This window comes from Pseudoflavonifractor sp. BSD2780061688st1 E11, assembly GCF_005844125.1.
Classification (GTDB): Bacteria; Bacillota; Clostridia; order Lachnospirales; family Lachnospiraceae; genus Sellimonas; species Sellimonas catena.
Window position 1 is genome coordinate 1 of sequence record NZ_SPHM01000024.1, and the last position, 23,243, is coordinate 23,243.

General features: G+C 48.8%; 18 protein-coding genes. 1 reads left to right on the plus strand and 17 read right to left on the minus strand.

The features are described 5' to 3' along the window. Window positions 1-467: 467 nt before the first annotated feature. From nifJ to FGQ85_RS11440, 14 genes are all read right to left on the minus strand, one after another. Window positions 468-4,001: a pyruvate:ferredoxin (flavodoxin) oxidoreductase gene (gene nifJ, locus FGQ85_RS11375; protein WP_087169299.1), complete on the minus strand. Its 3,534-nt coding sequence runs from the start codon at window positions 3,999-4,001 to the stop codon at window positions 468-470. Between the two features lie 182 nt (window positions 4,002-4,183). After that, on the minus strand, window positions 4,184-5,284 hold the full coding sequence (gene ychF, locus FGQ85_RS11380; RefSeq protein ID WP_087169298.1) for a redox-regulated ATPase YchF: 1,101 nt from the start codon (window positions 5,282-5,284) through the stop codon (window positions 4,184-4,186). Between the two features lie 31 nt (window positions 5,285-5,315). Beyond that, window positions 5,316-5,972, minus strand: coding sequence for a thiamine diphosphokinase (locus tag FGQ85_RS11385; RefSeq protein WP_087169297.1), 657 nt, complete (start codon window positions 5,970-5,972; stop codon window positions 5,316-5,318). Next, on the minus strand, window positions 5,965-6,627 hold the full coding sequence (rpe, locus tag FGQ85_RS11390) for a ribulose-phosphate 3-epimerase (protein WP_087169296.1): 663 nt from the start codon (window positions 6,625-6,627) through the stop codon (window positions 5,965-5,967). The genes FGQ85_RS11385 and rpe overlap by 8 nt, the downstream gene beginning before the upstream one ends. Window positions 6,628-6,638: 11 nt before the next feature. Further along, a complete protein-coding gene (gene rsgA / locus FGQ85_RS11395; protein WP_087169295.1) occupies window positions 6,639-7,517 on the minus strand; it encodes a ribosome small subunit-dependent GTPase A in 879 nt (292 codons plus the stop codon). A 35-nt stretch (window positions 7,518-7,552) separates the two neighbouring features. Then, complete coding sequence (gene pknB, locus FGQ85_RS11400) at window positions 7,553-9,658, minus strand: Stk1 family PASTA domain-containing Ser/Thr kinase (protein WP_138373514.1); 2,106 nt, start codon at window positions 9,656-9,658, stop codon at window positions 7,553-7,555. After that, a complete protein-coding gene (locus FGQ85_RS11405; protein WP_138373515.1) occupies window positions 9,652-10,395 on the minus strand; it encodes a Stp1/IreP family PP2C-type Ser/Thr phosphatase in 744 nt (247 codons plus the stop codon). Before FGQ85_RS11405 ends, pknB begins: the two co-directional genes overlap by 7 nt. Next, the gene (gene rlmN / locus FGQ85_RS11410; protein ID WP_118636579.1) at window positions 10,373-11,443 is read right to left on the minus strand and encodes a 23S rRNA (adenine(2503)-C(2))-methyltransferase RlmN; all 1,071 of its coding nucleotides are present in this window, start codon (window positions 11,441-11,443) and stop codon (window positions 10,373-10,375) included. Before rlmN ends, FGQ85_RS11405 begins: the two co-directional genes overlap by 23 nt. Then, window positions 11,444-12,754 carry a 16S rRNA (cytosine(967)-C(5))-methyltransferase RsmB gene (gene rsmB, locus FGQ85_RS11415; protein WP_138373516.1) on the minus strand — a complete coding sequence of 437 codons (1,311 nt, stop codon included), beginning with the start codon at window positions 12,752-12,754 and terminating at the stop codon, window positions 11,444-11,446. Further along, the gene (locus FGQ85_RS11420; protein ID WP_138373517.1) at window positions 12,747-13,451 is read right to left on the minus strand and encodes a zinc metallopeptidase; all 705 of its coding nucleotides are present in this window, start codon (window positions 13,449-13,451) and stop codon (window positions 12,747-12,749) included. The genes rsmB and FGQ85_RS11420 overlap by 8 nt, the downstream gene beginning before the upstream one ends. A 27-nt stretch (window positions 13,452-13,478) precedes the next feature. Then, window positions 13,479-14,423 (minus strand): methionyl-tRNA formyltransferase, encoded by a 945-nt coding sequence (fmt, locus tag FGQ85_RS11425; RefSeq protein WP_087169289.1) that lies wholly within the window; start codon window positions 14,421-14,423, stop codon window positions 13,479-13,481. A gap of 18 nt (window positions 14,424-14,441) precedes the next feature. Then, a complete protein-coding gene (gene def, locus FGQ85_RS11430) occupies window positions 14,442-14,912 on the minus strand; it encodes a peptide deformylase (protein ID WP_087169288.1) in 471 nt (156 codons plus the stop codon). Between the two features lie 21 nt (window positions 14,913-14,933). Beyond that, complete coding sequence (gene priA, locus FGQ85_RS11435) at window positions 14,934-17,162, minus strand: primosomal protein N' (protein ID WP_138373518.1); 2,229 nt, start codon at window positions 17,160-17,162, stop codon at window positions 14,934-14,936. Further along, window positions 17,141-18,700 carry a UDP-N-acetylmuramoyl-L-alanyl-D-glutamate--2,6-diaminopimelate ligase gene (locus FGQ85_RS11440; protein WP_138373519.1) on the minus strand — a complete coding sequence of 520 codons (1,560 nt, stop codon included), beginning with the start codon at window positions 18,698-18,700 and terminating at the stop codon, window positions 17,141-17,143. The genes priA and FGQ85_RS11440 overlap by 22 nt, the downstream gene beginning before the upstream one ends. Window positions 18,701-18,784: 84 nt before the next feature. Here FGQ85_RS11440 and FGQ85_RS11445 point away from each other — a divergent pair, with 84 nt between their 5' ends. Beyond that, entirely contained in the window at window positions 18,785-19,660 is an 876-nt protein-coding gene (locus tag FGQ85_RS11445; protein WP_087169285.1) for an arginase, read from the plus strand. Between the two features lie 38 nt (window positions 19,661-19,698). Here the strand turns inward: FGQ85_RS11445 and FGQ85_RS11450 are convergent, their stop codons facing one another. The 3 genes from FGQ85_RS11450 to FGQ85_RS11460 are packed head-to-tail and all read right to left on the minus strand — an operon-like array spanning window position 19,699 to window position 23,178. Beyond that, window positions 19,699-21,222: a UDP-N-acetylmuramoyl-L-alanyl-D-glutamate--2,6-diaminopimelate ligase gene (locus FGQ85_RS11450; RefSeq protein WP_087169284.1), complete on the minus strand. Its 1,524-nt coding sequence runs from the start codon at window positions 21,220-21,222 to the stop codon at window positions 19,699-19,701. A 17-nt stretch (window positions 21,223-21,239) separates the two neighbouring features. Beyond that, window positions 21,240-21,941, minus strand: a complete 702-nt coding sequence (locus FGQ85_RS11455; RefSeq protein WP_087169283.1) for an amino acid racemase — start codon at window positions 21,939-21,941, stop codon at window positions 21,240-21,242. Between the two features lie 25 nt (window positions 21,942-21,966). Continuing rightward, window positions 21,967-23,178 (minus strand): ATP-grasp domain-containing protein, encoded by a 1,212-nt coding sequence (locus FGQ85_RS11460; RefSeq protein ID WP_087169282.1) that lies wholly within the window; start codon window positions 23,176-23,178, stop codon window positions 21,967-21,969. Window positions 23,179-23,243 lie beyond the last annotated feature (65 nt).

The window sequence follows — 23,243 nt, forward strand, 5'->3', positions numbered from 1 at the left end:
ATTCTCTTCTTTTGTAAGAGTAATTGCTACTTTCATATTTCCTAATTTCAAAGTGGAATTAAACTTTTCACTTCAGCGTTTTTTTATATTATTTGATATTTTTTTGTTTTATTTGTTAGCTTTTTATCATTTTCAATTATTTTTCTTCTCTTTTCTCCTATTGTCGCTCAATTTGTTCGCTTTCCAAAAACACTTGTGCAAGATATACTAGAATACAGTTCAGTTTTTGTTTAGTTTTTCACATAATTGAAAACTTAAATTTTTAGTAAAGTTGTCACTTTCTGTATTTTTATTCATTTTTAGCGTATTTTTATTCTTTGCTTGTACGAATATCCGACAGTTTTATACAATTTTTTCACTTATAAAGAAAGTTTATGCAGAACGGCCTCTTATAGGCGAAAAAAATACAGGGACGTACCGTAATACGTCCCTGTATTGTAAATTATCTGTCAGTTTCTGGCATTCAATTATTCTGTTTTTCCGTACAGTGTAACAAGTTTGTTGAGATATTCGTATCTCTCCTTTGCTTCCTGTTCGTTCTTGGCAAATAAAACTTTTGCTTTTTCCGGATCCTGTCTTACAAGAGAGTTGTAACGAACTTCTCCGTTGAGGAATTCCTGATAGTCTCCTGTAGGAGCCTTGCTGTCAAGTGTGAACTTGTTCTCTGCAGCCGGGTTGAAGCGGAAGTTGTTCCAGTATCCGCACTCTACTGCGAGCTGTTCTTCTGTCTGAGCTTTGCTCATACCCTTCTTGATACCATGGTTGATACATGGAGCGTAAGCAATGATCAGTGACGGTCCCGGATAAGCCTCAGCCTCGGAGATCGCTTTTACTGTCTGGTTGAAGTCAGCGCCCATTGCGATCTGAGCAACGTATACATAGCCGTAGCTCATCGCGATACCCGCAAGGTCTTTCTTCTTGGTTTCTTTTCCGCCTGCTGCAAACTGTGCTACCGCACCTGTCTTTGTAGCCTTGGAGGACTGTCCGCCTGTGTTGGAGTAAACCTCTGTATCGAATACCATGATGTTGATATCCTGTCCGCTTGCAAGTACGTGGTCAAGTCCGCCGAATCCGATGTCATATGCCCATCCGTCTCCGCCGAAGATCCACTGTGACTTCTTAGCGAGGAAATCTTTATTGTTTACGATGTCTTTGCATACTTCGCAGTCGCATCCTGAAAGAACTTCTACCAGTTTGTCTGTAGCTGTTCCGTTTGTTGCGCCGCAGGAGAATGTATCAAGCCATTCCTGACATGCTGCTTTTACTTCTTCAGAAGCGTTTTCAGATGCTGCAACAGACTCTACTTTTGTCTTTAATCCATTTCTGATTGCCTTGTTTGCAAGAAGCATACCATATCCAAACTCAGCGTTGTCTTCGAAGAGGGAGTTAGACCATGCAGGTCCCTTGCCTTCTGCGTTTACTGTGTATGGTGTGGACGGTGAGGAGTTACCCCAGATAGAAGAACATCCTGTTGCGTTTGCGATGTACATTCTGTCACCGAATAACTGTGTAACAAGTTTTGCGTAAGGTGTCTCACCACATCCTGCACATGCGCCTGAGAACTCAAGCAGCGGCTGTTTGAACTGGCTTCCCTTTACAGTATTTTCTTTGAATTTTGCTACTACTTCTGGTTTTACCGGAATTTCTCTTCCGAAATCGAAGTATACCTGCTCTCCTGCATTTGCTTCCATGTTGCCCATAACGAGAGCCTTCTCGCCCTTCTTTCCAGGACATACATTTGCGCAGGAGCCGCATCCTGTACAGTCGTAAGCGGAGACTGTCATGGTAAACTTCATATCCGGCATACCGATCATCGGAATTGTCTGAATTCCTTCCGGTGCGTTTGCAGCTTCTTCCTCTGTCAGAGCTACCGGACGGATAACTGCGTGCGGACATACATACGCACAACGGTTACACTGGATACAGTTCTCCGGCTGCCAGATCGGGATATCCACTGCGATACCACGTTTTTCGTAAGCAGCTGTTCCTGACGGTGTTGTACCATCTACGTATTCTGTAAATGCAGATACCGGCAGAGAGTTGCCTTCCTGAGCGTTTACTTTTGCCTGGATATTCTTAACGAAGTCTACAACTTCTTTTCTTCCGCCTTTTACTTCCGGTGTGAATAAACCTTCGTCAGCTGCATCTTTCCAGCTTTCCGGTACAGTTACTTCAACAACCTGTTTTGCACCTGCATCGATTGCGTCATAGTTCATCTGAACGATCTTGTCACCTTTTCTTCCGTAAGTAGCTTTTGCTGCTTTCTTCATCAGGTCGATCGCTTCTTCCTCCGGAATGATGGCTGCCAGTTTGAAGAATGCAGACTGAAGGATTGTGTTGATACGTCCGCCAAGTCCGATCTCCTTACCGATCTTGATACCATCGATTACGTAGAACTTGATGTTGTGGTTTGCAATAAATGCTTTTACCTGTCCCGGAAGGTGTTTCTCCAGTCCTTCCATATCCCATGGACAGTTCAGAAGGAATGTTCCTCCGTCAACGAGTTCCTGTACCATGTTGTATTTGTTGATATAGGACGGGTTGTGGCATGCAACAAAGTTTGCTTTCTTGATCAGGTAAGTGGACTTGATCGGTTTCTTACCGAAACGTAAGTGAGACATTGTCACACCGCCTGATTTCTTGGAGTCATAATCAAAGTATGCCTGTGCATACATATCTGTATTATCACCGATGATCTTGATGGAGTTCTTGTTAGCTCCGACAGTACCGTCTGCTCCAAGTCCCCAGAATTTGCAGTTGATTGTTCCTTCCGGTGTTGTAACAAGCGGTTCACCTTCGTCCAGTGACAGGTGTGTCACATCATCAACGATACCGATTGTGAATTTTTCTTTTTCTGTGTTGTTGTATACGGCAACGATCTGAGCCGGTGTCGTATCTTTGGAACCTAATCCGTAACGTCCTGTGAGGATCTTCACGCCATCGAATTTTGTTCCTTTTAATGCTGCAACAACGTCAAGGTAAAGCGGCTCGCCCTGTGCTCCCGGCTCTTTTGTTCTGTCGAGAACGGAGATCACTTTTACGCTTTCCGGAATTGCATTTACAAGTGCTTCAGCGCTGAATGGTCTGTAAAGACGTACTTTTACGACTCCGACTTTCTGTCCTTTTGCAAGCAGGTAGTCAACAGTCTCATCGATTGTCTCACATACAGATCCCATAGCAATGATTACATGCTCAGCATCCTCTGCTCCGTGGTAGTTGAACAGTTTGTAGTTTGTTCCGATCTTTGCGTTTACTTTGTCCATGTATTCCTGAACGATGGCCGGCATTGCGTCATAGTACGGATTACATGCTTCTCTTGCCTGGAAGAATACGTCAGGGTTCTGAGCGGATCCTCTTTCGCAAGGATGATTTGGATTTAACGCGTGCTTACGGAATGCATCGATCGCATCCATGTCAACGAGATCTTTCAGATCTTCGTAATCCCATGTCTCGATCTTCTGGATTTCGTGAGATGTACGGAATCCGTCGAAGAAGTTGATGAACGGAAGGCGTCCTTTGATTGCCGCACAGTGAGCAACCGGTGTCAGGTCCATAACTTCCTGAACGCTTGATTCACAGAGCATTGCGCATCCTGTCTGACGGCATGCGTATACGTCGGAATGATCTCCGAAGATGGAGAGCGCGTGGCTTGCAAGCGCACGGGCAGATACATTGAACACACCCGGAAGCTGTTCGCCTGCAATCTTGTACAGGTTCGGGATCATCAGAAGGAGTCCCTGAGATGCTGTGTATGTAGTTGTCAGGGCACCTGCTGCAAGAGAGCCGTGTACGGCACCTGCTGCTCCGGCCTCGGACTGCATCTCCGTAACCTGAACTTCCTGTCCAAAAATGTTCTTTCTTCCCTGGGTAGCCCACTCATCTGTAGCTTCTGCCATAACAGATGAAGGGGTAATCGGATAGATCGCAGCTACATCGCTGTATGCATAAGAAGCATGAGCAGCAGCATGGTTACCATCCATGGTTTTCATTGATCTTCCCATTTCTTTATTCCTCCTTAAGTTTCAAAAAATGTTTCTAAATTCATAGATATTCATATTATATCGCCATTACCTGTAAAAGTCCAGTATACTTGTCCCAGATTTTTGCACCTTTTTCTGAACAAAAAGCCGCACAGCCGTCGTTTCCCGACAGCTGTACGGCTTACCTGTTGTTTTTGAAGTTGTTATACGTTAAACCGGAACAGTACTACGTCCCCGTCTTTTACGACATATTCTTTTCCTTCGGAACGGACGAGGCCTTTCTCTTTTGCGGCTGTCATGTTGCCGCAGGCAATCAGGTCATCGTATGCAACTACTTCCGCGCGGATAAATCCTCTTTCGAAATCAGAATGAATCTTTCCGGCTGCCTGAGGTGCCTTTGTCCCTTTCTTGATCGTCCATGCACGGACTTCCGGCTCTCCTGCTGTCAGGTAGCTGATCAGGCCAAGGAGACTGTAGCTTGCCTTGATCAGTTTTTCCAGTCCGGATTCTTTCAGGCCAAGATCCTCGAGGAACATCTGCTTTTCGTCGTCCTCAAGCTCTGCGATCTCCTGCTCGATCTCAGCGCAGACCACAAAGACTTCATAACCTGCTTCTTTGGCAAATTCTCTGACTTTCTGTACCCCTTCATTAGAGGCGCCGTCATCCGCCAGATCATCTTCTGATACGTTGGCCGCAAAGATCACCGGTTTTGCTGTGAGGAGATTGTAGCTGTTCATCCACTCTTCTTCCTCTTCATCCCGGATATCCGTAAAGCTTCCTGCCATTTTTCCGTCTTCCAGATGCGCCTTGATTCTCTGCATCAGGTCCACTTCTTTTGCTGCCGCCTTGTCGTTTCTTGCCGCCCGGATCTGCTTGCTGATACGGCGTTCCAGCACTTCCAGATCGGAGAAGATCAGCTCCAGATTGATGGTCTCTATATCACGGAGCGGATTGATGCTTCCATCTACGTGAACGATATTGCTGTTTTCAAAACATCTTACCACATGGACAATGGCGTCTACTTCCCGGATATTGGCAAGGAACTGGTTTCCAAGACCTTCCCCTTTGGATGCTCCTTTTACAAGTCCCGCAATATCTACGAATTCAATGACAGCCGGAACGATCTTTTTTGTCTGGTACATTTCCGCCAGTACATTAAGTCTCTCGTCCGGTACAGTTACGACGCCCACATTCGGGTCAATGGTACAGAACGGGTAGTTGGCTGATTCCGCTCCTGCCTTTGTCAGGGAATTAAACAGCGTACTCTTCCCTACGTTCGGTAATCCTACGATTCCAAGTTTCATTTAATTTCTCTCCATTCTCTTTGTAAATTTCTTACTCGTCTTTTGTTTCCATCAAAATCAGTGTTCCGTATGCAAACGTGATCACAAGCTCGTCTTCCGCGATCTCATTGCTGACACAGAGACTGTCGTTCGGGAGCAGGTGATGATGGTTCAGCGGATATTTCGCTCCGCGGATCGTGAGATCCTCCACCTCTCCCCCAAACGGGAACAGGGAAAAATATTTCCCGAATGCATTGCGCCGTTTCAGGCGCACTTCCCGGTCGCATAGCCGGATCCTGTTGCATGAATCCAGAATCTCCGCCTGTATTCCTGCCTTTCTGGCAATTTCCAGAGACTGTACATTGGCCCAGACATGGTCAATCCTGCATCCCGTTGCTCCCAGAATAATCATCCGGTCGCAGCCAAGTGTAATGGCAAGCCGGATTGCGATCTCTGTATCCGATGCATCCTTGACCGGATTATACTCCCGGATCGGAATTTTCGTCTCCTCCCGGTAATAGCGGATTACTTCTTCTGAGATACTGTCAAAATCCCCTACAATGTACTCCGGCTCAATTTTGTGCCTGTACAGAAACTCCACTCCTTTATCCACTCCGATGATACGTTTCGATTCGTAAGATTCCAGTACGGAAAGTGCGAAATTATCGTTAATCGCGCCTCCGCTGATGATGATTGTCACTCTACTCATATTGTCTTAATCTCTCCATCATAGCCTTTGTATTTTGTCCCGGATCTCCGCCAAATACCGCGGATCCTGCAACAATTACATTCGCCCCTGCTTTCAGCACTTCCTCTACATTGTCCTGATAGATTCCTCCATCCACTTCCAGATCAATGTCCCGGCCGCATTCCGTAATCATCCGGCGTACCTTCCTGATCTTTTCAATGGATTCCGGAATAAACTTCTGTCCTCCAAATCCAGGCTGTACACTCATGACAAGAATCATGTCCACAAGCTCCATATACGGGAGCAGCTGATCCGCATCCGTCTGCGGACAGATGGAAATCCCTGCCTTCTTCCCGCAGTTCTTAATTTTCTGAATCGTTTCCTTCACATCCTGACATGCTTCCAGATGGATCGTAATGATATCCGCGCCTGCATCTGCAAAATCTGTCACATAGCGGACCGGTTCCTGAACCATCAGATGCACGTCCATCACCTGCTCTGTAGCTCCTTTGATGGACTTTAATACCGGCATCCCGAAAGAGATACTTGGTACAAACATCCCGTCCATTACATCAAAGTGCAGGTACTCTGCCCCGTTTTCCTCTGTCATTTTCATCTGCCCGGCAAGACATTTAAAATCTGCCGCCAAAAGAGACGGCGCCAAAATATATTTCATGCTTTTCCTCCTCAATATCGCTTTTTCTGCTCCAGTTCGCGGTACATCTCCAGATAATTTTCATATCTGCTCTTCGGAATGAATCCTTCTGAAAGTGCCTCCTTTACCTCGCATCCCGGTTCATGGATGTGGCTGCATCCCTGAAAACGGCAGCTTCCCTCGTAAGGTCTGAATTCACGGAAATAATCCTTCAGATCTTCTTTTTCAAAATCATTCACATACAGCGAACCAAATCCCGGCGTATCCATGATATAGGTCTCCCCGCCAATGGAAAACAGTTCGGAATGTCTCGTTGTATGGCGTCCCCGTTCAATCTTCCTGCTGATTTCTCCGGTCTCCATATTGGCATTCGGATCCAGCAGATTGATCAGTGAGGATTTTCCCACACCGGACGGTCCCGCAAGGGCAGTCGTCTTTCCTTCCAGGATCTTCCTTACCTGATCGATATTCTCCTCTTTTGCGGCGCTGGTAAATATAACCGGATAGCCGCAGGCTTCATAAGTCTCTTTTAACAGTTCCCATTCTTTTTCGTCTGCCAGATCCTTTTTATTAAAGCAGAGCGTCACCGGAATGGATTTGCTCTCCATCATAATCAGAAACCTGTCCAGCAGATTCAGATGGGGTTTGGGGCTTGTCACCGCGAATACAATCAGTGCCTGATCGATATTTGCGACCGCCGGACGGATCAGTTCATTTTTCCTTGGCAGGATCTCTGTGATATTCCCCGTTTTCTCCGACTCATTGATCACATCAATTTCGACATTGTCTCCTACAAGCGGTTTGATCTTCTCCTTTCGGAAGATCCCTTTTGCCTTACATTCATAAACACCGGATTCTACTACGTGAACGTAGTAGAATCCGGCAATTCCTTTCACAATCTTACCCTTCATGAAAGTCTCCTTGTATGTTTGTCCGCATCCTGTCCTTAGCCGATGCTTACATAGAAGGTGTAACTTCCGTCAGAATTCTGTTCGTAACGGATCACCTGTCCACGGCTTACTGAAGAATTTTCCTCGTATTCCACATTATATTTCGGATTTCCGTTTTCCTGTACCCAGGATGCGATGTTACTCTCCCAGACCGGTCCATCCGAAGATGTAGAAGATCCGGAATCGTTTCCGGATGAGGAATCGCTTCCTCCATTATTGGTATTGTCACTGCTGTTGTTGTCATTGTTATTACTGCTGTCCGACGGCTCTTCTTCGTCCGGCTCTCCTCCAAGGCTCACCACGTAGCTGATGGTCGTGCCTTTTGCCACAGTGCCGGATGTCAGAGACTGGGAAATGATTCTTCCTATGCCCACATCATCACTGTAGTCCTCAGACCTAGATACGTTGATCTCATTGTCTTCTGCCCAGGATGTCAGATTTCTCTCCGGCATGCCGACAAAGCTCTGAACTGTCACCATCTCATCCTCCGGATTTACTCCCTGGCTGACTACCAGATTAACTGTGGAGCCTTCTTCCACCTCACTGCCGGAAGACGGTGTCGTCCGGATCACTTCTCCTTCATCGTACTCATCGCTGTACTCTTCACTTGTGGAACCCACGCTGAGTCCTTCGGCCTCAATCTTCTCGGTTGCCGTGCTGACATCATCACCGGTTACATCCGGAACAGTCACGGTCGACGGTCCTGCACTTAAAACAACATTGATCGTGCTTCCTCTCTCAGCCTCTTCTCCATATTCCGGATCCTGATCGATGACAGTACCTTCGTCCTGGTCAGACGCTTCGGTGCCGGATACTTCCAGCTTGAATCCTGCTTTCTCGGCAGCTTCTCTTGCCTGGTCTTCTGTCAGGCCAAGGTTGGCAAGATTCGGAACGTCCGCCATACGGACTTCTTCCTCTTCCTGACTGCCGGAGCCTCCTCCAAAAAGGCCTACCGCGCTTCCGATTCCGTAAGCTGCCGCACAGACAACAAGGACTGCCACCAGCGCAATAATGATCTTCATCATATTGCTCATCTTCGGCTTCTTGCCGGTGTGTTCCTCTTTGTTCCTGTGGGTTTTCAGGTTTCTTGTATCGTAATCGTCATCGTCGTAACCATCGTCATGGTCATCGTCGTATCCGTCATCGTACTCATCGTCGTATCTGTCGTCATCATCATACTCGTCATCGTACTGATTCTGAAGTTTCCTTCTGTCTGACTCGGAAATCATGACAGTATCAGCGCCTGCACCGTATGCGGCAGCGCCGTTCTTCACGAAATCACCATTCGGATCGGAAAGTGATCTTCTAAGATCCTGTGCGAGCAGTGTCACGTTTGGATATCTCAGATCCGGATTCTTCTGGGTACATTTTAAGATGATCTGCTCAAGACTGTACGGCATCGGCACGTACTCTGACGGCGGCACGATCTCTTCCTGGAGATGCTTCATGGCAATCGCAACTGTGGAATCTCCGTCAAACGGCACGCGACCGGTCACCATTTCATACATCGTAATACCGATGGAATAGATGTCGCTCTTTTCATCGGAAAAGCCCCCTCTTGCCTGTTCCGGTGAAGTATAGTGGACCGATCCCATGGCATTGGAACTCGTTGTATTAGAGCTTGCCGCCTTGGCAATACCGAAGTCGGTTACTTTTACCTTTCCTTCATTTGAAATAATAATATTCTGCGGTTTGATATCACGATGAATGATGTGGCCTTTATGTACCGCCTCCATGCCGGCACATACCTGAAGTGTGATGCTGATTACCTCTTTCGGTGTCAGCTTTTCTTTCTTTGCGATATATTCTTTCAGCGTGATTCCCTCTACCAGCTCCATTACCATATAATAAAGTCCGCGGTCCACGCCTACATCATAGACATTGACAATATTCGGATTCATGATTCCGGCTGCGGCCTGAGCCTCCGACCGGAACTTCTTCACATAGGTTTCATCTTCCCGGTATTCTTTTTTCAGTACTTTGACGGCAACATAACGATTCAGTACATTGTCGCGTCCTTTGTAAACATCGGCCATGCCTCCGGCACCGATCTTACTGAGGATCTCATACCGCTCCCCTAATACAATACCATCTTTTACCATACACTCACCTCATCTGCATACGGCTGCGCCAGTACTACTCCAATATTATCCGAGCCGCCGTTTTCATTTGCTCTTTGAATTAGACTTTCCACTGCTTCCACTATATCACGTGCGCTCTTTACAATCTGAAAAATTTCATCGTCATCTACCATATTCGTGAGGCCGTCGCTGCACATCAGTATGATGTCTCCGCCCTTTAAGCGGTACTCAAAAAAGTCCGGCTCTACTTTCTGCTTCACCCCGATCGCACGTGTGATGATATTTTTATCCGGATGATGCTTTGCCTCCTCTTCTGTCAGTCCTCCAAGCCTTACCATCTCTTCCACCATGGAATGGTCTTTGGAAAGCTGTCGGATCTCCTTGTTGATCAGATAGAGTCTGCTGTCTCCGACATTTGCAAAATAAAGTACATGATCCAGTATCGTGGCAGCGACCAGAGTCGTTCCCATGCCCTCCAGCCTGTTGTCCTTTTCGGCCTCTTCTAAAAGCCGCTCGTTTGCCGCCTGGATCGAGTTTCCAAGAATCGTCTCAGGATGGGTCTCTTTGCAGTTCTGTACCTCTTCGGCCAGAACCTCCACGGTAAACCTGGAAGCAAAGTCACCCGCACGATGTCCGCCCATTCCGTCAGCTACCACAAGAAGATTCGGGAGATTCCCGATCGTTTCATCTGTAGCGAACACGTAGTCCTGATTGATCTCTCTTTTTCTTCCAATATCAGTCATTGAAAATGTTTTCATTTTCATTCTCCTTATTATTGTCTCTGTGTTTTATTCTGAGCTGACCACAGGCTCCGTCAATATCAGAGCCCATTTCTCTTCTTATAGTAACATTAATCCCATTTTTTTCAAGTTTATTTTGAAAAATCCCTGCAGTTTTTTTATCCGGTCTTTTGAAATTATTTTCCCTTACCGGGTTGACCGGAATCAGATTCAGGTGGCAGTTTCTATGCTTCAAAAGGGCCGTCAGCTCCCGGATGTCTTCTTCTGTATCGTTGACCCCGTGCACCAGACTGTACTCAAACGTGATCCTTCTTCCGGTCTTTTCAAAGTACTCGTCACACGCCGCAAGGACTTCAGACAGCTCATATTTATTTGCCACGGGCATAAGTGATTTCCGCTTCTCCTGGTTGGATCCGTGAAGGGAAAGCGCCAGCGTGATCTGAAATTTCTCATCCGCCAGGCGCCGGATATTCGGCACAATCCCGCAGGTGGATGCGGTGATGTTTCTCTGGCTGATGTGAAGCCCGTGCCCGTCGCTGACCATCCGGATAAACCGGACGAAATTCTCATAATTGTCAAGGGGTTCGCCCGTTCCCATCACAACGATGTTCGAGATCCGCTCCCCGCTGATTTTCTGCACTTCATATACTTCTCTCAGCATCTCTGACGCGGTGAGGTTTCGCACCAGTCCGCCGATGGTTGACGCGCAGAAGCGGCACCCCATCCTGCATCCTACCTGGGAGGAAATGCAGATGCTGTTTCCGTGTTTATATTTCATCAGGACACTCTCAATCATGTTTCCGTCCGAAAGCTCAAAGAGAAATTTGTTCGTTCCGTCGATTCCGGAAATCTGCCGTTCCACCAGACTTACCGTCGCGATCTCATACTCCCGGTCCAGCTTTTCCCGGAGAGCTTTGGATACGTTGGTCATCTCATCAAAGGATTCCACCAGTTTTACATGGATCCACTCGTAAATCTGCTTTGCCCGGAACGGCTTTTCACCGATGGCTTTCATCTCGTCTTCCAGTTCCTGAAGAGTATAGGACGCAATATCTTTCTTTTCCATCTATTTCGACTCCTGTTTTTTCATAACTGCTATGTAAAATCCGTCGCACGGATCAATGCCCGGAAGGAACTGTTTTTCCTTTTCAAGCGTAAACTCCCTGTGCTGTTCCAGAAACCAGGCTGTATTTTCCTCGTTCTCCTCCCGGTTGATGGTGCAGGTGCTGTAAAGAAGCGTTCCGCCCGGCTTCACATAACGGTGCACCACGGACAAGATCTCCCGCTGAAGCGCGGCAAGCTCTTTTTGTGTCTCCGGCGTCATATTGTAACGGATATCTTTCTTTGTGGCAAGTACGCCAAGGCCGGAACATGGAAGATCGGCAATGACGATGTCCGCCGTTTCAACCGAAGCCTCATCGCACACTCTTGCGTCCTGCTGCCGCGCGCTGATATTGGTAAGCCCGCTGCGCCCGATATTCTCTTCGATAAGACCCACTTTATATTCCGTCAGGTCTCTGGCGTCCACATGCCCGGTTCCCGCAAGCTTTTCCGCCGCATGGAGCGCTTTCCCGCCCGGCGCGGCACAGACATCGATAATCGAATCGCCTTTCTTGACCGGCAGGCTTTCCACCGCCATCATGGAACTTGCATCCTGCACATAAAACAGTCCTTCTTCAAATGTTTCCAGGCCGCCCAGATAATCGTATCCGGAAATCCACAGCGCATACGGGAGAACCGGATGATCCTCCACTTTTTCCACTCCGTCTTCTTTCAGGCGGGCTTTGATTTCCTCTTTGGTGATCCGTTCCGGGTCAAACCGGATACAGGTCGGATGCTCTTCCATCATAAAGGAAAGCATCTTCTCCACCGTCTCTTCCGGATAGCTCGAAAGCCACATTTCCACCATCCATTCCGGAATGGAATACTGCACAGAAAGACGTCTGGAAAGAGGATGCTCCGGAAGCTTCACCTGATCCATCTGTCTTGCGATGGTCCTAAGTACTCCATTAACAAATCCGGAAAGATTCTGAAATCCTCTCTTCTTTGCAAGTCTTACCGCCTCATTGCAGACTGCGGAGGCCGGTACCTGATCCATATACTTCAGCTGGTAGACCGCGCTTCTTAAAATAATACGGATAACCGGCTTCATTTTTGCTGTTTTTGTTTTGGAAAACTGATCGATGATGTAATCAATCTCGATCATATGCTCCAGCGTTCCTTCCGTCACCCTTGTGATGAAGGCACGTTCTCTTTTATCCAGATACTGATACTTGCTAAGGACTCTTGACAGGGCCAGGTGCCCCGGCACCTTGTCTCTTGTCACCTCCAGCAAAATGGCAAGAATCAGTTCTCTTTCTTCGATCGGTTTATTCACGCCGTCTTCCTCCTGTCAGCAGAATGATACGCAGAAGCTGCAGAATCGCCGAGGCGGCTCCTGCCACATAGGTCAGCGCCGCAGCCCGTAATACTTTCTTCGTCATGGAGAGCTCATCCGGAAGCAGCATCCCGCTCTCTCCCAGAATCTGCACTGCCCTTCTCGATGCGTTGAACTCCACCGGAAGGGTAACAAGCTGAAACAAAACGGCAAACGAAAATGCCAGAATCCCGATCTGGATCAGCAGATACGAAGAACGGCTGTTGAATAACAGTCCCAGAAGGATCAATGGCCATGCGATGGCCGATCCAAAATTCGCCACCGGAACGATAGCGCTTCTGATTTTCAACGGCGCATATCCCCGTGAATGCTGGATCGCGTGTCCGCACTCGTGGGCCGCCACTCCAACCGCCGCTACAGAAGCAGACTGATACGTGGCATCTGACAGACGCAGTACCCTGTTCCTTGGATCAAAGTGATCCGTCAGATTTCCGCTCACATGCTCGATCCGTACATCGTAGATCCCTGCGCTTCGCAGAATCCGATCGGCAGCCTCCCGTCCGGTGAGCCCGGAACGGCTCCGCACTCTCCCGTACTTTGCATAGGTGGAACGGACCCGTGCCGATGCCGCAAGGCAAAGGAGGAGCCCGATCAGTACAAGGCTGTACGTCGGATCATAGTAATAGTAAAATGGCATTTCTACCTCTCCCTTTCTTTATTCAGATCAGTTCTCCCCTAAACTCATTCCTGCTTCCAGCGGATATCCACGCAGAAATGCTCCCGCGTCCATCCGCTTTTTCCCCGGAATCTGAAGCTCCCGGATCACCAGACTCTTCTCTCCGGTCTTTATTGTGAAATCCTTTTTGGACACTGCCGTGATCTCTCCCGGTCCGGCATCTTCCGTTCCCGGCACATCTTCTGTCACATCCGCATCCCAGATTTTCATTGTCTTGTTGTCCCATGTAGTATATGCACTTGGCCATGGATTTAAACCACGGATCAGACGTTCAATGGAAACCGCATCCTGATTCCAGTCAATGGCTCCCATCGCTTTATTCAGCATCCGGGCATATTCCGTCGGGCTTTCTCCCTGCTTTTCCGGCTGGATGCTTCCTTCCTCCAGACGTTTTAATGTTTCAACACAGAGCTTTGCCCCGGCATCTGAAAGTTTGTCGTGAAGGCTTCCTCCCGTCTCCTTTTCATCCAGAACAATCGTTGTCTTTAACAGCATGTCTCCGGTATCCAGTCCTTCGTCCATCTGCATGGTCGTCACTCCGCTTTCCTTTTCCCCGTTGATCACGGCCCACTGAATCGGCGCCGCGCCCCGGTACTTCGGAAGCAGGGAGGCATGAACATTGACACAGCCATACGGCGTCATCTCCAGAATCTCTTTTGGCAGAATCTGTCCAAAAGCGATGACAACCATGATGTCCGCCTGATAGGCGGCAAGTTTCTCGATACATTCTTTTTCCCGGATCCGTCTTGGCTGGTAAACCTCAATTCCATGCCGAAGAGCCGTCTCCTTGACCGGAGGAAACTGCATTTCCTTTCCTCTTCCCTTCGGCTTGTCCGGCTGTGTCACCGCAAGGACAACCTCATGTCCTGCCTCAAGAAGCGCCTCCAGTGTTCCGACGGAAAAATCCGGTGTTCCCATAAAAATGACTTTCATACTCTGTCACAGTCCTTTCTATTCTTCTTCCGCTGCATTGTCATGGATGCCGTCTTCTGCAAGACGCATGTACATCAGGCCGGAGAGATGATCAATCTCATGACAGAATGCTCTTGCAAGGAGGCCTTCTCCCTCCCAGATGACTTCTTCCATGTCCTCGTTGAGCGCCCGCACTTTGACATGGTTCGGACGGGTTACAATGCCGTATTTGCCCGGAAGACTTAAACATCCTTCCTCCCCGGTCTGCGTGCCGTCCGATTCAATGATTTCCGGGTTGATCAGCACGATCGGCTGATCTCCTACATCAATGGTGATGATCTGCTTTAAGATGCCAACCTGCGGAGCCGCAAGTCCGACTCCCATTGCGTCATACATCGTATCGAACATATCCTGAATGAGGATCTTCGTCCGAAGTGTCATCTTGTCCACCTTTTTGCACTGCTTTTCCAGTACGTCATCTCCAACTTCCCGTATCTTTCTGATTGCCATAATGAATCCCTCTCTTTACTATTAAAATGTCTGAACCGGATCAAAGTCAAACTGGATCCGGATGTTTTGAAATCCTTCATTAATCTCAATATATTGTTCCATCTTATCCTTTGCCTCTGTCAGCACGCGGTAATCCTCATGCTTCAGATAAAGCACTTTCCGGTACTGATCCTTCACCTTTCCGATGGCAGGACTGGCAGGCCCGATGATCTCAAGCCCTGCATCCGTCCGGATCCTGCCCGCAAACAGCTTTAGATAGTAGGCCCCTTTATTTAAAAGCGCCTCATCTTCGCTCGTCATCAGCACCGCCATCAGGTGAGCCGCCGGCGGATATCCCATCAGCGTCCTGAACTTCATCTCCTCCGCAAAGAACGCCTCGTAGTCCTGCCTTGCCGCGGCCTGTATGCTGTAATGCTCCGGATTGTAGCTCTGGATCACCGCTTCTCCCGGCAGATCCCCCCGGCCTGCACGGCCTGCCGCCTGACAAAGAAGCGCAAAAGTCCGCTCTGCCGCCCGGTAGTCACTGATATAAAGGGAAAGATCCGCCGCCAGCACCCCGACCAGGGTGACATTTGGAAAATCATGTCCCTTTACGATCATCTGGGTACCGATCAGAATATCGGCCTCCTGATCTGCAAACGACGAGAGAATAGTCTCGTAGCTTTCCTTCCCTCTTGTCGTATCCAGATCCATCCGAAGCACCTTTGCCTCCGGAAACTCTTTCCGGATCAGATCTTCCACCTGCTGCGTCCCTGCCTTAAAGGCTCCGATGTGAGGGGAACCGCAGGACGGGCAGGTATGAATCATCGGTTCCTCATACCCGCAGTAATGGCAGACCATCCGTCCCCCTCTGTGCCAGGATAAAGACACGTCGCAATGAGGACATTTTACTACATATCCGCAGGACCTGCAAGACAGGAAGCCCGCAAATCCCCTCCGGTTCAGGAAAAGCATAACCTGTTCCCGCCGCTTCAGCCGGTCCTCGATCTTCTCCCGTAAACAGTCACTTAAAATGGAGCGGTTTCCTTTTTGCAGTTCCTTTCGCATATCGATCACGGACACCTCGGCCATCTTCTGCTTCTTCACCCTTTGGGTCAGGCGGAGCAGGCGGTACTGCCCTCTCCTGCATCCTTCAAAGGCTTCCAGCGACGGTGTCGCCGATCCGAGCACCACGCCCGCCCCTTCGATTCTGGCCCGCTCGATCGCGGTCTCCCTTGCATGATACCTTGGCACCTGCTCGCTTTTATAGGTCGTTTCATGCTCTTCGTCAATCACAATCAGACCCAAATGCTCAAACGGGGTGAAAAGCGCCGACCTTGGACCGATCATCACATCGATCTCACCATTCTTTGCCCGCATCATCTGGTCATAGCGTTCCCCGGCAGACAGTCTGGAATTCATAATGGACACCCGGTTTCCAAATACCCGCACAAACCGCATGACCGTCTGATAGGTCAATGCTATCTCCGGGATCAGGACAATCGCCTGCCTGCCGCTTTGTACAACGCTTTGGATCATCTCCATGTAAACTTCCGTCTTCCCGCTTCCTGTCACGCCGTACAGAAGATAAGTCCCCGGATTTCCCCGCTGGAAATCCTCCTTGAAAATCCGGATTGCTTCTTTCTGCTCTGTTGTATATTCGATCTGCTTCGTCTGCTCTTCGGATGCCTTGACCGGATTTCTCCATACCGTTTCTGTATCCACGGTAAGAATCTGCATTTCCTCCAGTGCCCGGACAACCGAAGCGGTCAGACCAAGCTTTCTCAAAATCCAGCCGTAATCCAGCTCCTCATTTTCCAGAAGCGCCTCCAAAAGCCTTGCCCTTGCCTTCTGATTCTTCCTTTGGAACAGAGCAAGCCACTCTCTTCCTTCTTCCTCTGTGACAGTCCGGCGGATGATCCGCTTTTCTTTTGGACGCTCCTGTTTCTTTACCGGCCAGACCGTCTTAAGCGCCTGGATCATCGTACCGCCGTAATGCTCTTTCATCCAGGCTGCCAGCGCTACCAGATTCTCCTCGATCCGGACACTTTTCGGAGCTTTCCCCCTGATCTCTTTGATCTTTGCCGGATCAAAGCTGCTCTTTTCCGAAAATCCGATGATAAAACCTGTTCGGACTTTGTCCCCGTTTCCAAACGGAACCAGAACGCTGCTTCCGACGGCAAGTGTCCCTTCCAGTTCTTCCGGCACCTTATACTCAAAGGTCCGGTCCAGTTTTTCATGTGTGATATCTATAATAATTTCTGCGTACATGCTTCCTCTACCAATTCCTGTTCATCCATCCGATAGAAAACACCCTGAATCTCCTGGGTATTCTCGTGGCCTTTTCCCGCGATCACAACCAGATCGCCCGGTCCTGCCATCTCCACCGCCTGTTTCACTGCTTCTTTCCGGTCCGTGATCCGAAGATACTTCCCGTCTGTCTTTCGTACTCCGGTCTCGATGTCATCCATAATCGCCTCCGGGGCCTCCCATCTTGGATTGTCAGATGTAATCACCGTCAGATCCGACAGTCTTCCCGAGACTTCGCCCATCTGAAATCTACGTTCCTTCGCCCTCTGGCCTCCGCAGCCAAACACCGTAATCAGCCGGGCCGGTCGGTATGCCCGAAGCGTCGTAAGCACACTTTCAAGGCTCATGGCATTGTGCGCGTAATCGATGACCGCCTCTCCTCCTCCCGGGATGGAGAAAAACTGCATCCGTCCCTTTACCTGAAAATCAAGAAGGGATCCGGCTGCCGTCTTCGGCGTCACGCCGTACCGCATACAGACACGGACAGCTGCCAGCGCATTGTATACGGTAAAGATTCCGGGTGCCGGGATCTGAAAATGCACCTTCCCGATGTCAAACTCCACTCCCGGATGCCCCTGGACAAAGCTTTCCGTCCGTATCTTTACCGCCCGGAAGTCTCCATTTCGGATACCAAAGGTCTGAAACGGACATCCCGTACCCGCAAGCATCTGCTTCCATGCCGGATCATCCGCATTGACCACTGCCTCCCGGCTCTGCAAAAACAGCTTCCTCTTACATGCCAGATATTCCTCTTTGTCCGCGTGCTCAAATCTTCCGATATGATCATCCCCCAGATTCAAAAACACGCCGGTATCAAAGCAGATCCCCTTCGTTCTCTGAAGCTTCAATGCCTGGGAGGATACTTCCATCACACAGGCACGGCAGGCATTTTTCCTCATTCTTGCGAGACTTCTCTGCAAGGTCACCGCATCCGGCGTCGTATGTTCGGACGGCAGATGCTCCTTCCCGTCAAACTGCCCGGTCGTTCCGATCATTCCGGTCCGGATTCCGGCCTCCGACAAGATCTTCCGGATCATGCTGACTGTCGTCGTCTTTCCCTTGGTTCCTGTCACGCCGATCATCGTCATGGATCTCGACGGTTCTCCTTCGTACCTTGCCGCCAGAAGGGCCGCTGCCTCCCGCTCATCCTCTACAAGGACTCCTTCACATTCCGGGAATTGCCCAAGTATCTTACCGATCAGTTCCTGCTCTTCTTTTGCTGCCACCAGAACCTTTGCTCCATGCCGGACCGCTTCTTTTGCATAGCGGCTCCCGTTGCATACGCTTCCCCGGATGCATACAAACACCGAACCCTCCCGGCAGTCTCTGGAATCGAGGCTGACTCCGAAAATCTCTCTGTCCGGAAACCGGATCTTCTCTCCTGCCGGCTCATACCGGACTGCCTGTAAAAGCTCAATTGCTCTCATAAGCCCGCATACTTTCTGACAGTTCTTACTATCAATATAAGTAATCATAGCATAATTGTTACTTTTAGCCAACCGTCATCTTAGAGCCCTCCTTGTCTTTTCCATACCCTCATGTTATACTGGTTAGGCACAAAAACTATATCATTGGAGGTTGCTATGTTCAGTATTTTTGGATGTCCGATGCACTTTGGGGTTGGCGCACCAGGACTGAAATATAGTCTGGATTATCTGAGAAATCGTTACGAAAATTTAAGAATTGTAAAGCTTCCGGAAATCATAATGGAGGAAGATCCGGACTGCGTATTAAAAAACCGGAATACCGTGGCTGCTACCTGTCAGAGCATTGCCCAGTATATGTATTCTGTATTTGAGACAGGAAAGACGCCTTTGTTTCTGGGCGGTGACCACAGTGTAGTGATGGGCTCTGCCTCGGCTGCCAGTGTCTATGTAAAGGATCACTTTCAAGAGGAAATCGGACTGATCTATATCGATGCCCATGCGGATATCAATACGGATGCCACGACGGTAACCGGAAATATTCACGGTGTGCCGGTAGCTTCTCTTCTGGGACTTGGCGATCCTAAACTCACCGGATTCTTACACCCGGGTGCCAAGATCCGCCCTGAGAACATTGTATATCTTGGACTTCGGGATATCGATCCGCCGGAGCTTACGATCATGAAGGATCTTGGGATCCGCTTCTATACCTATCCGGAGATCTGCAAAAAGGGACTGGCTTCGTGTCTCTCCGAGGCGGTACAGTATCTCTCCCGCCTGAACTACTTCCATCTGAGCTTTGACATTGACTCCATGGATCCGGCCCTGATGCCGGGAGTGTCTGTTCCTGTCAAAAGCGGCTTTACGGAAGAAGAAGTCTATGAAATGATGGGAACTCTGATGAAAGAACTGCCGATTGTATCGTATGATATCGTCGAGTTCAACCAGGAGTTTGACCGCGATAACCGGACCGCCGACTTTGTCTCCGAGCTGGTTGACTTTATCACAAACGCCGAACGAAAAGAGGCCTTCTGACAAATGATGCCGGGGAAGCACATCCCCGGCATTTTTCTTTAATGAGTCTGGTCGTAAATCTCCAGATATTTTTTCACATATTCCACGTCGGACGGGCAGTCGATGTACTCACTTCCGTACTTCTGACGTGTCTCATTTCCCTTTCCTGTCACAAGGATCACGGTCTTGTCCTCTGACTCCTCGATCGCTGTACGGATGGCTTCCCCACGGTCTTCGATCATCACATACGGACAGTTCTGGGCTTTCACATACTGGGCGATATCGCCGGAAATCTCTTCCACCGGCTCATATCCCGGATCTTCCGCCGCCAGATACACCTTTTCGGAATACTGTCCCGCGATAGTTCCCAGATCCTTTCTCCGGATGTAGGCTTTCTTTCCCGGGCATCCGAACACCGACTTGATGGCGTAGTCCGGATATTCCTCCTTCGTAGAGGAGAACAGCTTTTCAAAGCTGAGCTTGTTGTGGGCATAATCGACAATGGCAATGATCTTTTTGTCCCTGCTTGCGTAAAGCTCCATCCGTCCGCTGGATCTTGCTTTTTCCAGTCCTGAATGAATGCAGGAATCCGGAATGCCAAGAATCTTTGCCGCCACAATGACCGCCACCGCGTTTTCCACATTAAACAGGCCCGGCATGGTCAGGACATAATCTTCCTCCCCGTCTTTGGAACGTACGGAAAACTTCGTCTCATGTCCGTCTTTCCGGATGTTGTACGCAAAGTAGTCTGCCCCCTCGTCCTTCTGGCTGAACGTGGTCAGGTCACCTGCCGCCCTGGCAGCTTCCAGAATCCGGTCTGAAAAGTCCGCGTCCAGGTTGACTACCGCATGATCGGTCTGGGCAAACATTTTCATCTTGGATGTAAAGTAATCCTCAAAATCCGGATGCTCAATCGGACTGATATGGTCTTCTGAAATATTCAAAAAGATTCCAACATCAAAGCGCATCCTGTCCACCCGGTTGTATTTGAGCGCCTGGCTGGATACTTCCATCTCCGCAAAAGTAATTCCGCTGTCCACCGCGTTCCGGAAATGGCGCTGAAGCTCTACCGCCTCCGGTGTTGTGATGTGGGACTCCACTCTGCTGACACCGTCATAGATATCGATGGAGGAAATCACGGCGCTCTCAGGCTTTCCGGTCTCTTTCATATAATCATCTACAACCGATTTCATGTAATATGCGGAAGTGGATTTTCCTTTTGTTCCGCCGATTCCGGTCACGGTAAGCTCTTTCCATGCGGAACCGTAGAAGACATCTGCCAGTACCGCCATCGCCTTACGGATATCTTTTACAAGGATATGCGGAATGTCCTTTCCGGTATCGTACTCTTTCTCACTGATATAAAGGATTGCTCCCTTTTCCACGGCGGAAGTCAGATACTCTTCCTTAAATGCCGCACCTTTGCAGATGAACATCGTATTTTCCGTCACTTCCCGTGAGTCATAGGTCAACACTTCCGGATGAGTGTCTTCCTGTCCGAAGAACTCTGCTTTTACAAGAAGACCGCACTCCTCCATCAGATCCGCATATGTTTTCAAGGTATCGCTTTTCCTCTGTGACATACATTTTCTCCTTTTCTTTATTGATAGCAGGCCCCGGACCTCATGATGGACTCCCGGATCAGCACATCCATGGCATCCAGGCAGATCTCCGGCAGCACGTGATCTTTTTTAAAGACCGAAATCTCGGTACATGCCAGAATCACCACATCGCAGTCCTTTTTGATGAACTCTTCCATCACCCGCTCAAACTTCTGATAATCTCCTTTTTTTCCGGCTTTGACATCATCGTAGATCAGAGACATGACGTCTTTTTGTCTTTTTTCCGACGGCACAATCTCCTCGATTCCCAAAGCTTCGCACTCTTTCCGGTAAATCCCGGCAGATACCGTTCCGTCCGTCCCCATGATTCCGATCCGCTTTACATTTTCATAATGACTTTTTGCGTAGCGGATCGTCTCCCTCGGCATGTGAATGATCGGAATGTCTGTCATTTCCTGAATCTGGTCATAAAAATAATGCGAGGTGTTGCATGGAATTGCAAGATTGGCCGCACCGACCGCTTCCATGATCCGGATATCTTCTGCCATCGCCTGCAGAAGCTTCCGGCTTTCTCCCGTCTGGATCGCTTTCGTCCGGTCCGGCATGGAAGCATGGCTTAAGATGGTCATGTCCAGATGGTCCTGGTCACAGTCCGCTTTCGTATGCCGGATCACTTCCTCGTAAAAATATGCGGTTGCCTCCGGTCCCATGCCGCCGATTACCCCTAATTTTTTCTTCATGGCTCCTCCTGTCATTTCCAGCCTTCTAGCTGTAGTACTTCCTGAATTTGATAAAGTGGCTGAAATGTGTCCGCAGCATCCGGTAAAGTCTCGGCCATCCAAGATCTCCCTTCTTGAAGACCGGGTTGACCATCTTTCCTGCTTTGATCAGTTTCTTCATCTTCGCTTTTGACTCCGGATCTTTGACATATTTGAATGCGACCGCCTTCGGAACAACCATCCAGAGGTGCTCTTCCTTTGCAGTCTCAAACTTCAGTTCTTTTCCGTACACATATTCTTCTACAATATATTTTGCAACATTGAACCCGGAACCGGTCACATAGTAGTTACTCCGTCCCTGTCTTGTGTTGATCTCGAAAAACTTGTACTTTCCGTCCCGTCTGTCGTACTTGATATCGAAATTGGAAAATCCTACATAGTGCAGATCCTCCAGAAGATTTCTTACCCGCTTCATCAGCTCCTGATTCGGCTCGGTGATGATCACCGCATGATTTCCAAGTCCGTGCGGTGTGTGCTCCTCTAACAGTACATGTCCCAGACACATCATTTTCACCTTTCCGTTTTTGTCGGAATAGGAAGTCAGCACACGCATGTACTCGTCATTTCCCGGAATCATATCCTGGATAATCAGGTCATCATCGTATCCCGCATCGTAGATCTCTTTGATGACGCTGTTTAACTCCTGTCTGGACCGGATCGTGTAAACCTTCTTCTGGGTGTCAAACGGATGCTCCCAGTATTTGATACTGTCGGACGGCTTTAAGATCACCGGGTACGGGAAGTCGATGGTAAAATCCATAGACATGCCGTTCTTATAAACAAAGGTTCCAGGATAGTCTACCCCGTGCTTCTCACAAAGCTTATAGAAGGTCTCCTTCTGCTGAAGGCTGTTCATCAGGTCAAAATCAATATAAGGGGCAATAATGTTATCGTCAAGCTCCGCTTTATGCTTACTGATCAGCGCTACATAGCTGTCTCCGCAGCCGATCAGTACAATCTTTTTATCTTTATGTTTCCGTGCAAAGGCATGTACGGTTTTCAGAAAATAGTCATCCGTATCAATCTTTGGATTGGCCCGGTACTCGATCATCCTGCTCTGGTAGCTCGGTCCGGTCGGATATTTTCCAAAAATATACGTCTTTACCTGATACTGCTCATAGAAGGCGCGCGCCACACTGTACGTGTTGATGTCACCGCCAAGCAGAACCGGTATGAATTCTCTTGACACAAATTCCATAGTTTTTTCCTCTTTTCTCCTGTTTCACGTCGTTTTATTATAACCCTCCAGGAAACCGCTGTCAA